The 14,728-nt window shown below is 60.6% G+C and carries 11 protein-coding genes; 6 read left to right on the top strand and 5 right to left on the bottom strand.

Annotated elements, in window-relative coordinates; all coding sequences use genetic code 11:
• The first annotated feature begins 127 nt into the window (after positions 1 to 127).
• Entirely contained in the window at positions 128 to 4,081 is a 3,954-nt protein-coding gene (locus PSH90_RS02995; RefSeq protein WP_305382131.1) for a type III effector 1, read from the top strand.
• Between the two features lie 65 nt (positions 4,082 to 4,146).
• On the opposite strand, the gene accC is transcribed toward PSH90_RS02995, so the two are convergent.
• The 5 genes from accC to gcbA form a co-directional block, all read right to left on the bottom strand.
• Entirely contained in the window at positions 4,147 to 5,502 is a 1,356-nt protein-coding gene (gene accC / locus PSH90_RS03000) for an acetyl-CoA carboxylase biotin carboxylase subunit (RefSeq protein WP_024011424.1), read from the bottom strand.
• A 17-nt stretch (positions 5,503 to 5,519) separates the two neighbouring features.
• The gene (gene accB / locus PSH90_RS03005; protein ID WP_016771862.1) at positions 5,520 to 5,978 is read right to left on the bottom strand and encodes an acetyl-CoA carboxylase biotin carboxyl carrier protein; all 459 of its coding nucleotides are present in this window, start codon (positions 5,976 to 5,978) and stop codon (positions 5,520 to 5,522) included.
• Positions 5,979 to 6,002: 24 nt separating this feature from the next.
• Positions 6,003 to 6,458 (bottom strand): type II 3-dehydroquinate dehydratase, encoded by a 456-nt coding sequence (gene aroQ, locus PSH90_RS03010; protein WP_016771861.1) that lies wholly within the window; start codon positions 6,456 to 6,458, stop codon positions 6,003 to 6,005.
• 241 nt (positions 6,459 to 6,699) lie between these two features.
• Entirely contained in the window at positions 6,700 to 7,248 is a 549-nt protein-coding gene (locus PSH90_RS27450) for a methyl-accepting chemotaxis protein (protein WP_370593508.1), read from the bottom strand.
• Positions 7,249 to 8,697: 1,449 nt separating this feature from the next.
• A complete protein-coding gene (gcbA, locus tag PSH90_RS03020; RefSeq protein WP_016771860.1) occupies positions 8,698 to 10,368 on the bottom strand; it encodes a diguanylate cyclase GcbA in 1,671 nt (556 codons plus the stop codon).
• Positions 10,369 to 10,692: 324 nt separating this feature from the next.
• Between gcbA and PSH90_RS03025 the strand changes: the two genes are divergently transcribed.
• From PSH90_RS03025 to PSH90_RS03045, 5 genes are all read left to right on the top strand, one after another.
• Positions 10,693 to 11,841, top strand: coding sequence for a hypothetical protein (locus PSH90_RS03025; protein ID WP_305382133.1), 1,149 nt, complete (start codon positions 10,693 to 10,695; stop codon positions 11,839 to 11,841).
• Positions 11,841 to 12,563: a hypothetical protein gene (locus PSH90_RS03030; protein WP_256808188.1), complete on the top strand. Its 723-nt coding sequence runs from the start codon at positions 11,841 to 11,843 to the stop codon at positions 12,561 to 12,563. Before PSH90_RS03025 ends, PSH90_RS03030 begins: the two co-directional genes overlap by 1 nt.
• Complete coding sequence (locus PSH90_RS03035; protein ID WP_305382135.1) at positions 12,542 to 13,048, top strand: Hcp family type VI secretion system effector; 507 nt, start codon at positions 12,542 to 12,544, stop codon at positions 13,046 to 13,048. Before PSH90_RS03030 ends, PSH90_RS03035 begins: the two co-directional genes overlap by 22 nt.
• Positions 13,045 to 13,521, top strand: a complete 477-nt coding sequence (locus tag PSH90_RS03040; RefSeq protein ID WP_041480665.1) for a hypothetical protein — start codon at positions 13,045 to 13,047, stop codon at positions 13,519 to 13,521. The genes PSH90_RS03035 and PSH90_RS03040 overlap by 4 nt, the downstream gene beginning before the upstream one ends.
• 138 nt (positions 13,522 to 13,659) lie before the next feature.
• Positions 13,660 to 14,727 (top strand): DUF2333 family protein, encoded by a 1,068-nt coding sequence (locus tag PSH90_RS03045; RefSeq protein WP_041480664.1) that lies wholly within the window; start codon positions 13,660 to 13,662, stop codon positions 14,725 to 14,727.
• Position 14,728: the final 1 nt, after the last annotated feature.

The raw sequence follows: 14,728 nt of genomic DNA on the forward strand, positions 1-14,728 counted from the left end.
CCGGCAAAGTGGACACACCGCTTGGCTGTTACACATTCGCGGCCGCGATATACATATTTATGGCCTGAGCACTTTTGTCGGCAAATAGAGTGAGCGCTCATCTCTACGCAACAAAAGGCTGGACGACATGGCGGATCAACAAGGAACTGTAGAAGAAAAACCACCGATAGCCGCTGCGTCTACGGGGTCGGTGCAGGAGATCCTGCTGCGCATCACGCGCTGGCAGGTGATGATCGACAAGCGCTTGAACAGCCAGATGACGTTGCTCGAGGCGCTGGAGCATTTCGCTTTGACTGAACTGCGCAGGCATTACCCGAACGGCCATTTCGCCCCGGGCTTTGTGGTTGCGCTGCTTGACGCCATTCTGCAAAAGCTTATCGACGGCCGGCCAGTCATGTTCCTGGCGCTCCAGGACGCGCCATTTCGCTGGCCGGGGGGCGCTGACCCCGGTTTACCGTCCAGCCGTCATGAGCATGTGATCCGGACGGTGGATAGCGTTTCGCTGCACTTCCTCGACCAGTACAAAAAATACCTGCGAGAACATTGGGCGACAAAGGGGCAGGAGGCGTTGTTCGATCGTCTGATCAAACGCAAGCTGCGGCGCTATATCAAGGACATCGAGTTGCTGTTGCGCCGTGACCAACTGGCGGGCCTGACACTGGATCAATTGCGCAGCAAAATCGACCGGGTTCACGCCCGCAGCACGCGTCGGTACCGGTTGACTGCCCTGGCAACCGGCGCAGAGAAAAAGATTCTCGAGGCGCATTCCTTCGCGCAACTGCCGTCATGGATCAAAGCGCTGAAGGAGCCGGATCGCGCCCTGTTGCGCGATTATCAGGAGCAGACGTCACTGGCGCAGGCAGCTCTCGATGACCTGCTGCAGGGCCACGGCTCGTTGCGCGACTTTGCCCGCCAGCAGGCCATCGAATACATTCAGCTCAAGCTCGACATGGCGGTTGAACCAGACCGGATCGACGTGCGGCTCAGATGGCGCTCGGCGGTCGGTGAGCCGACCCACAATCGCAGCCTCAGTGACCTGCTGGCATGCGGGCCGATCGGTCAGGACTTCGCAGCGGTATTGGAGATCACCAGTCCTGCGCCATTGCGCAACCAGTCACTCAAGCCGGCATTCATTGCCGACATGCTGGCGGAACAGGATTATCCGGCGGACTACCTGCGCGCCCTCGCCGAGCAGTACCAGCGCACCGACGTGCAAAAGGCACTCATCGACTGGTTCACCGTACGGCTCAGGCAGAGCGCATTCGTCGCGCGCTGCGCAGCTCATCTGGCGGATTCCGACCATGAGCGTCTGGAGCAGATGTGGTCTGGGCAAGCGGCAATGAAACCGTTGCAAGTGGCCGCATTGACGCTGCCCAACGGCATGCAATGCGCCGATCTTCTGGTGTTCTACCAGGCAGAGACTGAGCAAGCGGTGAATAACCTGGTGCTGTACGCGCCCAACAAACCCGACGGTCAGGAGTGGGTCCGGTTGCCTTCGATTGCGGCGTTGACCGGCGAAGTATGGAGCTGGACGCAGAGCGAATCCGGTCGCGAGTATCTGTTGCAGCAGCTTTCGCCGGCTGCACATCACCCGGCACGTGATTATCTTGTGGCTGCGGCGGCCAGTCCTGCTCTCTGGGGCATGCAGAGTGACCTTCGACGAACGCCCTTGCCGTTCGACGAGTGCGTCGAAGCCGCTGCAAAAATGGCCCTGGCAAACAACCTGCAGCGGGTCGAGCAGGACAACTCGCTGCGCTGGTACACGACGCTCGCGCTCGAGGCTCGCCGGCGCATCAGCAGTCTGAATCAGGAACTGATCGTTCATCAGCAGGTTTTCAACGAGCTGCTGGGCGGTTTCGAGGTTTTTGTCGATTTCGCCAGGCGCTCGGTTGCCGCAGCGATCACGCCCTATATGCGCAGCAAGAACGTGCTGGAACCGGTCGATCCGGCCACTGTGTTGATCGATTACAACCCTGGCGTCGCCGACCGCAGGAAGCAGCAGGTGGCCACGCTGCTCGACCTGGCCATTCACGGCTACGATGACAACTCCGGCATCGAACATCCGAAAAAAGGCGTGCGATCGTCGGTTGGCCAGGATCTGAGCCAGGTGCGCAGCGCCGATCTGGCGCTGTATCTGCGCCGGGCGTGGCTGGGTGAAAAATACGCCAGCGAGATTCGTGGCAAATATCTCGACCCGCGTGATGCTGCCTACGAACCGCGTCGCTTTGCCTACCGCAACGTACTGCTGTCAAAGATGGACCGGGATTTACGCGTGGCCAGAAGTCAGGCGCGATTGAGCGACGCGGTGTATTCGGCGCTGGTCCGTCAGGTCTCTCTGTTGAGCGAGGTGCCAGCACCGGGTACGCATTTTCCGGGCGCGAGCATGGTTGAAAGTGACGGCGTGTTCAGGTTCACCGTGCGCCATCACGTCGTGCTCGGGGTGTATGTGCTGACCTCGTTCGACCCCGAGCCGTCCTGGTGGCTGTACACGCCTGATGCCCCCGACGGCATTGTGGTACGTGCATATCAGTCACTGTTCGGCGACATCGCCGGCGCTTTGCATGACTACTTGATGGCGCGTACGCCGGTTGCTGCGCGCAGCATCGTGTCACGCACCCTGTATGCGATTGCGGCAAAAAAACAACGCGTCGATACGCTGCACGAAGCGCAGCGCCTGATTGACGCCCGTAGCGAGTTCAACGCGTACATCGAGCGCGCGGTCACGGATGTGCAGGACATCACCACCAGCCGCGCGCAAATGATCGAACGCCAAGTGGTCAAGGGGCTGATGTTTGCAGCTGCACCGTTTTGCATGGTGTTTCCTCCGTTTGCCTTGCTGGTTGACGTTGTGTTGATTGCCGTCAGCGCTGGTCAGGCGGTCGCGGCGCATCTGGAGGGCGACATCGATGGCGCGCTCGGCCACTGGCTGGAGGCGTCGTGGGGGGCGCTGTTTGCCATGGTCGGCGCCGGCAGTGCGATCAAGTGGCTGGGCGGTGCGGCCAGAAGTCTGAAGCACACCATGAGGCCGGTCTCGTTGTTGTCAGAGCGTCTGAATACCGTGGCTCCGCTACGCAGGGACGCGCTGCCGGCGATCCGGGAAGTACGCTTTCATGCCAGGCAGGCCGTCAGCAAGACGCCCGAACATTTGCAAAGGGTGAGCGAAGAAGGCGTCTTTTTCGGCACCTGGCGCAGCCCGCCCAGCGCTGCACAGCCGCAACCGGCCTATTACATTCGCAACAGAGGCAAGTACTTTCTGGTCAGGGAAAATCCGCATTTCGGTGGGCTGAGCCTGATCGATGCCCGTCGCCCGACCGCCATCTATCAGCAACCGATTCAGCTTGCTCCGGGGGGCAAGTGGACACACGCCAGGGTCGGACTAACAGGTGGCAACGTGCGCAACCTTGGGCGCGTGAACAATTTGAATGATGCTTTTCCTGGAGGTGTCGAGCCCGTGCTGAACCGCGGCGCGCTGCAGGGCGAGGCCGTGGTGGCGCATTTTCGTCCGGGATCGCCAGATAACTACCTGTTTTCCCTGAATGCGCAGAGTTGCGTCATCGCCTCGCTGTATAACCCGACGACGAGAGTGGGGGCGGTCATTCATTTTGATCACAATATTCGCCCGTTGATCGAGCGAAGTGTCACGCAGGTGCTGGAGCGTCTGGGGGGAACACCGCAGAACATTCGCGCCACGCTGGTGGGTGGCGACTGGCTGTCGGCGGGCGCCGACATCGGCGGTCCGGTCAGGCGCGTGTTGCGCGAACAGGGCCTGCAGCCGACCTGGGATTACTGGTCATACTCGTCGTGCCTGGGCAACAGCTATGGCGTGGTGCTGAATCTGAACAATGGAGTCTCGAGAGTGTTCAAGCATTCCGCTGGTCAGATTGGCAGGCTGTACAACCCGCTTATCGCCAGATCGAGTTATGCCACGGACGGGCTCTCGATACGTGCCCGAAACTTTACGAGGCGGTTCACCCGCAGACCGTTACATGAAAACGCAGCAGGAGCGGTGGTCGATGAGGCTGGCCTGGGGGCATCTGCCACAATGGTCGAGCAGCAGGCGTTCTCCACGGTAATGGTCTGATCTGCTTGTTGCAGGCATAAAAAAACCCGATCCGCAGGGATCGGGTTTTTCATGCCGCTTCAGCCTTACGACTGTTTGGCCAGCTTGTGCTCGAGGTAGTGAATGTTCACACCGCCCTTGCAGAAGCCTTCGTCACGAACCAGATCACGGTGCAGCGGGATGTTGGTCTTGATCCCGTCGACCACGATTTCGTCCAGGGCATTGCGCATGCGTGCCATGGCTTCGTCGCGGGTTGCGCCGTAAGTGATCAGCTTGCCGATCAGCGAGTCGTAGTTCGGTGGCACGGCATAACCGCTGTACAGGTGCGAGTCGACGCGAACGCCGTTGCCGCCTGGGGCGTGGAAATGCTTGACCGTGCCCGGGCTCGGCATGAAGGTCTTCGGATCTTCAGCGTTGATCCGGCACTCCAGCGAGTGACCGCGGATGACCACGTCATCCTGAGTGAACGACAGCTTGTTGCCAGCGGCGATGCTGAGCATCTCCTTGACGATGTCGATACCGGTGACCATCTCCGAAACCGGGTGCTCCACCTGAACACGGGTGTTCATTTCGATGAAGTAGAAACGACCGTTCTCGTAGAGGAACTCGAAAGTACCGGCGCCACGGTAGCCGATGTCGATGCATGCCTTGACGCAGCGAGCCAGTACTTCCTGGCGCGCCTTCTCGTCGATGCCCGGTGCCGGTGCTTCTTCGAGAACCTTCTGGTGACGACGCTGCAGCGAGCAGTCGCGGTCGCCCAGGTGGATGGCGTGGCCCTGGCCGTCGGACAGAACCTGCACTTCGACGTGGCGCGGGTTGGTGAGGAATTTTTCCAGATAGACCATCGGGTTGCCGAACGCCGCGCCTGCTTCGGAGCGGGTCAGTTTTGCCGAGGCGATCAGGTCTTCTTCCTTGTGCACCACGCGCATGCCGCGACCACCACCGCCACCGGCGGCCTTGATGATCACCGGGTAGCCGACTTCACGACCGATGCGCAGCGCCGTTTCTTCGTCTTCCGGCAGCGGGCCGTCAGAGCCAGGAACGGTCGGTACGCCGGCTTCGATCATCGCGTGCTTGGCCGATACCTTGTCGCCCATCAGGCGGATGGTGTCGGCTTTCGGGCCGATGAAGGCGAAGCCGGAGTTCTCGACCTGCTCGGCAAAATCGGCGTTTTCCGCGAGGAAACCGTAGCCTGGGTGAATGGCGGTAGCGCCGGTCACTTCAGCGGCAGCGATGATGGCCGGAATGTGCAGGTAAGACTGAGCGGCGGACGCCGGGCCGATGCAGACGGATTCGTCTGCCAGACCCAGGTGCATCAGCTCTTTGTCGGCCTTGGAGTAAACGGCGACGGTCTTGATGCCCATCTCTTTGCAGGCACGCAGAATCCGCAGGGCGATCTCACCGCGGTTAGCGATCAGAACTTTTTCCAACTTCGCAGTCATCAAAGGCTCTCCGCGGTTCAAACGATGGTGAACAGCGGTTGGTCGTACTCAACCGGCTGGCCGTCTTCGACGAGGATGGATTCGATCACACCGCTGGTTTCAGCTTCGATGTGGTTCATCATCTTCATGGCTTCGACGATGCACAGGGTGTCGCCTTTCTTCACGGTCTGGCCGACTTCAACGAAGGCAGGCGAGGTTGGCGAAGATTTACGGTAGAAGGTGCCGACCATCGGCGAACGGGCCACGGTGCCGTTCAGCGCGGGTGCAGCAGCGGCGGCCGGAGCAGCGGCAGCGACTGGCGCGGCAGCAGGGGCAGCGGCCGGAGCCTGCATCGGGGCTGGCGCGTAGTACTGCTGCGCCGGGGTCTTGCTGTGGCGGCTGATGCGTACGGACTCTTCGCCTTCCTTGATCTCGAGCTCGTCGATGCCGGACTCTTCCAGCAATTCGATCAGTTTCTTAACTTTACGGATATCCATGAATCATCAACTCCCAAGGGTCGGTCAGGGGCGTATAGCTTGGTGTTCAAGCTGCTCTAGTGCGGCCTCCAGGGCCAGTCGGTAACCGCTGGCGCCAAGGCCGCAGATCACTCCTACCGCTACATCGGAGAAGTAGGAGTGATGGCGGAAAGGTTCGCGCTTGTGCACGTTGGACAAATGCACTTCGATGAATGGGATGCTCACTCCCAGCAGCGCGTCACGTAATGCGACACTTGTGTGCGTAAAAGCCGCCGGATTGATCAGAATGAAGTCCACGCCTTCACCGCGTGCAGCGTGGATGCGATCGATCAATTCGTACTCGGCGTTGCTTTGCAGGTGCAGCAGATGATGGCCGGCTTCACGGGCGCGCCGCTCCAGATCCTGATTGATCTGCGCCAGGGTCGTCGACCCGTAGGTCCCCGGTTCCCGGGTGCCGAGCAGGTTCAGGTTGGGGCCGTGCAGCACCAGTAGCGTCGCCATCTGCGTTGTCCTTGTTATCAATGAGCAGTCGTCAGAACCCGGCGACTATGCCGCAAAGCCTTTGTGACTGTCCAGTTCCATGCAATAGGCGGCACGATGGGCGATGTTTGCGCGAAATTTGTGACCGAGGATCAGGATCCGGTCATTTGTAGTGACTGGGCTGGCGCCTTCGCGAGCAGGCTCGCTCCCACAGGGGTATGCATTCCAATGTGGGAGCGAGCCTGCTCGCGAAGGTGGTATGTCAGACGCGGAAGGCCTGAACGGCCGTATGCAATTGGCCGCCGAGAACCAACAGGTTCTCGCCCTGTTCGCGGCCTTGGCCGATGCGCAGCAGGTTATCCCCACCCAATTGATGAATGCGCTCGCTGTGATCGCGGATCTCGCTGACCGCGCCACTTTGCTGCGCGGTGACATCGGCGATGCGCACGGCGGTGTCGGCGATGGTCTGGATCGCGCCAACGATTTTGTCCAGTGCACCGTCCGCCGCTTGCGCCTGACTGGCCGTGGCTTCGGCGTGTTCGACCTGCGCGCGCATGCCTTCGACCGATTGTCGCGCGGCGGTCTGCAGGCCGGCGATCAGTGTCTGGATTTCCGCCGTGGCCCCGGCGGTGCGTTGTGCCAGCGAGCGCACTTCCTCGGCGACCACGGCAAAACCACGGCCCATCTCTCCAGCGCGGGCCGCCTCGATCGCGGCGTTCAGGGCGAGCAGATTGGTCTGGTCAGCAATCGAACGAATCACTGTCAGCACGCCGCCGATGGTTGCTGATTCTTCTGCCAGATGTTCGATCATCTGCGCATTGCCTTGAACCTCACCGACCAGCGCATGCAGTCCGGTCAGGCTCTGGCCGATTACAGCCTGCCCATGCTCGACGGCGAGACCGGCATGACGACTGGCGTCGGCAGCCTGACGGGCATCGCCGGCCACTTGCTGAATGGTCGCCTCAAGTTCCCCCAGCGAATCGCGAATCAGCGCGGTATCGCCGGCCTGATGTTCGGCGCCGCTGTGCAGGTCATTGCTCAGTTCGGCGAGGGTGCGGCTGCTGCCCGCGACCTGCTCGGCGTTGCCGCGAATGGTGCCGACCAGATCCACCAGATAGGCGCGCAAGCGGTTGAGCGACGCTTCGATGTCATGCAATTCGCGATTGGTCTTGCCCAGTTGGATGTCGCGACTGAAATCGCCTTCGGCCCAGGTCGACAGCGCTGGGGCGAGGTTGGTCAGGGTGCGGGCCAGGCGCCGCTGCAAGGTATCGATGAGGAGGGCGATCAGCAGAATCAGGCCGATCATCACGCCTTGCATCAGCCGCACTTCGCCCTGGATCTGCCCATGTTGCGCGCGTACCACCGGTTCGAGGCCGGCGATGGCGTGTTGCACGCTGGCGATTTTTTCGTGAGTCGCGGCGCTGAGCTCGGCGCGTTTCTGGATCTGCTCGCGGGTGCGCGTCAGTTCCGCCGGATAGCGGCCGAGCAAGCTGTTGAGTTCGCGTTTTAGGCCGACACCGGCATCTTCGGCGGCGGCTTTATCAGTGGTTTCGATGCCCATCAGCGCGGCGAAATCGTCACTGCTCGATTCGTTGCTGGCGACCACACCGAGCAAGGGCAGGGCATCGATGGCCTCGGCCTGAGCGCGCATGTTGCTCACTTCGCGCTCGACATCGGCAGCCAGTTCACTGCGCCCGCTGCTCACCAGTTTGTCCCGCGCCAGCGACAGTCTGCCCAGATGCTGCGACGCGGCAAGCAGTGGCGCGAGGTAGGCGGCGTTGCCATTGGCGTAGGTATTGAGCTGGTCGAGGCTGGCGCTGAGTTCGCGTTCGGCCTGCAACAGCAGCGCCTGCGGATCGCCAGCCAGTTTGCCGGCGGCGAGCAGGTCGGTTTTGCTGAATTCATCGAGGCTCGACAGGCTTGGCCGTACCGTGTCGGCCAGCGCCGGGGGCAGGTCACCCAGTTGCTTTTGCACGCTGTCGATAGCCTGGGCGGCACTGCTCAGGCGCAGCGCGTCACCGCTGGCCAGATAATCCTCGACGTTGCGCGCCACTTCATTCTGAAATTGTTGCGACAGCCCCAGGTAACGCTCCATCAACAGATAGGGGCGTTCGAGGGCTTTTTGCGACCACCACAGCGTGGCGCCAAGGGCCACGCAGACGGCGACCAGCAGCAGAGTGTTGAGATTGGTGAGCAACTTCAGGCGCATGACGGCTACCAACGGCAGGAATGGTAAGCGCCTGAATTTATTGCGGTTCTATTACAAGGTTATGACCGAATCAGTGGATTCCGATGAAAAAGTGGCACTTTGCTTTGACTGCCGCGCGGTCTGCACCCGATTGCGTCCGGCACCTTTGGCACGGTACAGCGCTTCGTCGGCCTGGCTGGCCATCATCAGGCTGTCGGAGTCATCGCACATTTCCACCACGCCGGCACTGAAGGTGCACCACAGATCCTGCGGCTGCGCCGGGTAATGAATCTCGGCGAAGCGCTGGCGAATCTCGTCGAGGACTTTATGCGCCGCGTCGATATCGGTGTCGGGCATGACGATGGCGAACTCTTCGCCGCCGTAACGGCCGATGAAGTCGGTCTTGCGCAAACGCTGTTTGAGAAACAGCGCCAGGCTCTTGATCACCCGGTCGCCCATGGGGTGGCCGTGGCTGTCGTTGACCCGTTTGAAGTGATCGATATCGAGCATGGCAAAGCTCAGCGGCTTGTTCTCGCGGCGGGCGCGGAACGAGCAGTCTTCGAGCAATTGCAGGATGTGCGTGTGGTTGTACAGGCCGGTGAGGCTGTCGCGGACCATCCGCGCTTTCAGGTTACGTGCCCGCGCGGCGCGGTTGCGCACGGTGGTGATCAGGTGTCGCGGTTTGATCGGCTTGGTCAGGAAGTCATCGCCGCCCTCGCTCATGGCGTCGAGCTGCTTGTCCAGATCGTCCTCGGCCGACAGGTAAATGATCGGCACGCTGACGTAGCGGTCGTTGTGACGGATGACTTTGGCCAGCTCGGTGCCGGTGCAGGCCGGCATGTACATGTCGAGGATGATCAGGTCCGGCTGGAAATCCGCCAGTTCGGCCATCGCCTGAATCGGTTCGATCAAGGTGCGGGTGACAATCCCGGCGCTGTTGAGCAGGCGCTCGGTGTGCAAGGCCTGGGCGCGCGAGTCGTCGATGATCAGCACCTTATAGGGCTCGTACTGGGCGACGCAGGTCAGCACTTCGATTTTTTCCAGCAGGCTCGATGCTTCAAGGGTGCCGGTGAGGAATTCCTGGCCACCGGCGCGCACGGCGGCGAGGCGGGTCGGGGTGTCGGTTTCGTGCAGGCTGAAGAACAGCAGCGGCAGCGGTTCTTCGAGGCCGACCTGAGCTTCGGCGGCGAGTTTCAGGCCGATGCCGGGGCCACTGAAATCCACGTCCATGACAATCGCCGCGGGCAAGCGCTCAACCATCGACGAGCGAAACGCCGCGACACTGTCCAGTGCCTGCGCGCTGAGGCCAAAGAATTCGAGCTGCTTGGCCAGGCGTTCGGCGCGGTCGTGATCCTGCAACATTACGTAGATCGGCTTGCGCAGCGGCGGCAGGAACGTCTGGTCGAGCTGATCACCATGGCGCAGGCCGGTACGCGACAGGCGCTGCATCAACCGATTCAGATCAGTGATCAGGCCGCTGCTGAGGCGCCCACGGTTGGCATCCACCGCTTGCAGCGACTGGCTGATGTGATGCGCCAACTGAGTGTGTTCCGGCTGTTCAAAGCGCTCGGCAAAACGCAGCAGACGCAGATTCGCCTCGCTCAGTTCGGCAAGATCGACGGTGGACCACTCACTGCGTTGCAGGCGCTGCCATATCTCAAGAATCTGACGTGCCTGATGAATTACCCGCTGGGCAAAGTGGTGCTTGAGACGCTCACGGCTGGGGTCTTCTGGCTCGGTCATATCCTGACTACTAGTTAGGGTGCATGCTGAGATCGACTGGTGGCTCTATGCTAGCACCTCTTTTCCCTTAGACGAGTGTCGTACGTCAATAATCTGCTGGACGACACGATTCAGTTTCTGACCGGGTGGTTTTGTTTTTACCTCTGATTTCGACCAAGTGCCCGCATGCTGGGATTTTGCGAGCAATCCGGCCAGCGCTGTCGACATTTCACCGGTCTTGATAGGCGGCGTCTGACAGCGCTTTCTGATTTTTCTTCTACGCGCTTTCACCGGCCAGATTGGCTGGTACGGTTCAGGGATTCCCCTAGCTGCCGCCCTTCCATCATGAGCCAATGTTTCACCGAACTCGCCAGTGATGCCCAGCGCCTCAATCACAACATCAGGCCCATCGACGACTGCGCTTGCGACGAAGAGCTGTTGTACGGCGAGCGGGTGCAGGTGACAGAGGTGCCAGTGCTGACCTGCCAATGCCTCTGGCGGCGCTATCAGCGCGCCGCCGAGGCAATTGTCGCCCCGAACGGCGTGCTGATTGCCGATCCGGTCGCGCGCAACCGGGCGATCAACGCGGCTTATGCCCGGTTGTGGTTGCACGACTCACGTTTTCAATGGGCGGGCCTGGCGGCGTTTGCCTCCAAGCAGGTCGGCTGTGGCTTGCTGCATGCGGCACAGAGTATCGAACGCATCCGCGAGGAATACGAAGCGCGGCAGCGGCTGCGAGACAGCCGACGCGAATCCGGATTGCTCACGCCGGAAAAAATGCCGGGACAGGCCGAAGACCTGCGTGAATATCAACAGGCTCAGGCGCGTAATCCGCTGTCTGTCATGGATGCCCGGGTGCCAGGTGAAGAGCTGTCGGTGGCCGAGCAACAGTTCCGGCATGTCTACAAAATGATGGCGATGGGCAATACCACGCTGTTTCTGGATGTTTATCCGTTGCATCAGTTTTATGCGGTGCGGGGATTGGCGGAGTTGAAGAAATGTCTTCGCGACCGGGAGAAGATTCAAGGGCATGCGAAGTGGCCGGTGCTTTGGCCGGTCGGGCAAGACACCCTCAGGTTCGGGGATGCATACCCCGAGATAGAGGTGGCCTTTGAAGCAATAGAGGCTGGGAAAATCGCCGAAAGCGTGAAGCATTTGGCGTGGCACGAGCAGCAAAATATTCTCCAGCCGACCATTTACGAAAACAGCCACCTGGTTGCGCTTTTGCGCGGCAATCATTTTTCTTATGTCACCAACTTCCCTTCCGGCGTCGCTCAGGCCATCGAGCTGACGCTGACCAGCCAATGCCAACGTGTCGATGATGGCCGGACCATTGATTTTGATAGCAGCCCGCTGGCGGATTTGTCCGATATCGACCAGCGAATGAAGTTTGTGCTGCGGGCGGCAAGTCGTTTTGATCTGTTGCTCAACGACAGCAACAGAGAATTGTTGGCGCAGTCAATTCGCGAGATTGCGGTGCGTGAGGAGGGCTGATGAGCTTGCGCCTTGGGCAAATCGGCCTACGTCGGTGGGTGTGGATGGTTGTTTGTTCCGCTGCTGCACTGGCCGCCTTGCGGCAATTGATGCAGCCGCTATGGAATGATCCAGTCATTACCTTGAGGATCGGCGAAACCTACGAGTACATGGAGGCACATTCAACCGCTCCGTTCAGTGTGTGGGATCGCGGCAGCAAGACTGTTTCCGGTGGCATTCCGAAGACGGATGCACGTCTGCGCTTCGTTGATCCGCAGTACGGGTTCGAGACACCGCTGGCTCGGTTTTTCACCGTGACGTTCGTCAACAATCTGACCGTGAGCATCCGCATGTCTCCGCAAATCGAACCTCTGCTGATTGAGGACGCCATGAAGGTTGTTACCGATCTGCAGAGCCAATGGTGCGCAAAAGGCTGGAAACCGATGGGTACGCAGGGCGACCCGACAATTACGGACACCCCCGAATGGCGCGCATACGTCAGACAAGGAGTGCTTTCTGGGCGGTCATTTTGGCAGGCCGGCGACAAATACCAGGCAATGCTGATTCTAGGACGCTTCAGAGATTCCAGACATCTCGATCAGGAGCGCTACCTCATCACTCTCGCCGTGGCGAAACCCTGGATTCCTTTCGACGAAATCGAAGATCGCCGCATCGAATCCCATCACTTCCTCCCACCTCTACCCGAAAAAGGAGCCATCTCATGCCCATCCCAGCCTTCATGACCATCCACGGCAGCCGCCAGGGCCTGATCACCGCCGGCGCTTTCACTGAAGCCTCGGTGGGCAATACCTACCAGAGCGGGCGCGAAGACAAGATCATGGTGCAGGCCCTCAGCCATGGCATGTACATCCCCAAGGATCAGGGCGCCGGGCGGCGGATGCACAGGCCATTGATCATCACCAAAACCCTCGACAAGGCTTCGCCCTTGCTGAATATGGCGCTGTCCAGCGGCGAGTTGCTGAGCGAATGCCGCGTGGAGTTCTATCGCACTTCGGCCAGCGGCGTGCAGGAGCACTTCTACACGGTGGAACTGGAGGGTGCGTTGGTCGTCGGCAGCGAACTATTGATGCCGCACTGTCTCGACAGCGGCACGTCGCACCTTACGCAACTGGAGAAAATCCACTTCAGCTACCGGCGCATCTACTGGCGCCACGAAATCAGCCGGACGATGGGTTCGGACGAGTGGCAAGGCGAGGGACTTCGATGAGGCTGGTCCGTGAACTGAGCCTGACCGACCACGAGCGCCAGCATGTCTGCTGCGTGGAGGAGGCGCTGGCGCACGTCAGCAGTCTGTTGAGCATGCGCCAACCGCTCGAAGGTCTGGATCAACTGCGGGCCGGTTTGATGATCAATCTGGACAGCGAAGTCCTGGCGCAGATCAAACAGGGTGAATGGTGCCTGATCAAAGCCGAGGCCGACTATGGCTACTGGCAGGGCGCCGAAGCGGTGTTCCACCAGGCCGTGCTCGATCTGATGAACAACCCGCCCGAGCAGCCCACGCGCACCGCACGAATCTTTCGTCTGGTCGACAGCGTGACCGGTCAGCCGTTGCCCGCGCAGGCCTACATCGCCATGATCGATGGAATACCCAGTCAGCGCCGAACTGATGCCCAAGGCATTGCACATCTGTTTACCGACGACCAAGTGCGGCAGCTTTCGCTGCGCATCTTCAACGTCTGAAATCTGCGTCTATCCTTTCGTTCGCGACACCCTTCGCTTGTTTTGCGCCAGTACCGCGATAGCGGGTGCTAGGCCTTGGCACGTTGTTGTATGGTTGTGGTCGAACCGTTGAACCCAAGTGATTGAAAGGATATCGCCATGCTGGACTGGAAAAACCGCGCGGGCAGCGCGCCTGAACGTGCCGCCGAGCCCAAGTCGGCCACCCGCAGCTATGTCGGCGGGCTGCTGTTCAGCCGGGCGCTGGCCACAGTGATCGGTCTGTATTTGCTGGTCACCATCGCGCTGGGCTGGTACTGGAGCCAGGAGCCGGAACTGTTTCCGGTGGCGCAGAACGCCCAGGTCGCTGCCGAGAAAGAAGGCAAGCAAATGGTGGTCGGCTACACCACGGTCGAAACCCTGAAGACCGTTGCCGGCACCTTGCTCAACAAGCCGGGCGGTTACATTTCCAATGACCGTTTCCCGCCGGGCCTGTGGATGGACAACACGCCGAGCTGGGAATACGGCGTGCTGGTGCAGGTGCGTGACCTGACCCGCGCCCTGCGCAAGGATTTTGCCCGTTCGCAATCGCAGTCCGCCGAAGACGCCGATCTGGCCAAGGCCGAACCGCGTTTCAACTTCGACAACAAGAGCTGGGTGCTGCCGTCCAGCGAGTCGGAATACCAGGAAGGCATCAACTCCCTGAGCCGCTATCAGTCGCGCTTGTCTGATCCGAACCAGAAAAACGCGCTGTTCTACGCGCGCGCCGACAACCTCAACAACTGGCTGGGCGATGTCGGTACCCGTCTCGGTTCGCTGTCGCAACGCCTGTCGGCCAGTGTCGGCCGGGTCAAGCTCAACACTGCGCTGAAGACCGAAGTTCCGGCAGTCGGCGAAGTGCCGCAGGTTGACGAAGAGGTCGTGGAAACCCCGTGGATGCAGATCGACAACGTGTTCTACGAAGCACGCGGCCAGGCCTGGGCGCTGTCGCATCTGCTGCGCGCCATCGAAGTCGACTTCGCCGATGTGCTGGCGAAGAAGAACGCCACCGTCAGCGTGCGCCAGATCATCCGTGAGCTGGAGGCTTCGCAAGAGCCGGTGTGGAGCCCGATGATTCTCAACGGCAGCGGTTTCGGCGTGTTGGCCAACCACTCGCTGGTCATGGCCAACTATATTTCCCGGGCCAACGCTGCGGTGATCGATTTGCGTCAACTGCTCAATCAGGGCTGAT

Origin of the sequence: Pseudomonas sp. FP1762, assembly GCF_030687105.1 — a bacterium.
In the GTDB taxonomy this organism is placed as follows: domain Bacteria; phylum Pseudomonadota; class Gammaproteobacteria; order Pseudomonadales; family Pseudomonadaceae; genus Aquipseudomonas; species Aquipseudomonas siliginis.

Bases quoted from the DNA above. Each gene is read 5' to 3' on its own strand.
- PSH90_RS02995 (WP_305382131.1), top strand. From the start codon at position 128: ATGGCGGATCAACAAGGAACTGTAGAAGAAAAACCACCGATAGCCGCT.
- accC (WP_024011424.1), bottom strand. From the start codon at position 5,502: ATGACTGCGAAGTTGGAAAAAGTTCTGATCGCTAACCGCGGTGAGATC.
- accB (WP_016771862.1), bottom strand. From the start codon at position 5,978: ATGGATATCCGTAAAGTTAAGAAACTGATCGAATTGCTGGAAGAGTCC.
- aroQ (WP_016771861.1), bottom strand. From the start codon at position 6,458: ATGGCGACGCTACTGGTGCTGCACGGCCCCAACCTGAACCTGCTCGGC.
- PSH90_RS27450 (WP_370593508.1), bottom strand. From the start codon at position 7,248: ATGATCGAACATCTGGCAGAAGAATCAGCAACCATCGGCGGCGTGCTG.
- gcbA (WP_016771860.1), bottom strand. From the start codon at position 10,368: ATGACCGAGCCAGAAGACCCCAGCCGTGAGCGTCTCAAGCACCACTTT.
- PSH90_RS03025 (WP_305382133.1), top strand. From the start codon at position 10,693: ATGAGCCAATGTTTCACCGAACTCGCCAGTGATGCCCAGCGCCTCAAT.
- PSH90_RS03030 (WP_256808188.1), top strand. From the start codon at position 11,841: ATGAGCTTGCGCCTTGGGCAAATCGGCCTACGTCGGTGGGTGTGGATG.
- PSH90_RS03035 (WP_305382135.1), top strand. From the start codon at position 12,542: ATGCCCATCCCAGCCTTCATGACCATCCACGGCAGCCGCCAGGGCCTG.
- PSH90_RS03040 (WP_041480665.1), top strand. From the start codon at position 13,045: ATGAGGCTGGTCCGTGAACTGAGCCTGACCGACCACGAGCGCCAGCAT.
- PSH90_RS03045 (WP_041480664.1), top strand. From the start codon at position 13,660: ATGCTGGACTGGAAAAACCGCGCGGGCAGCGCGCCTGAACGTGCCGCC.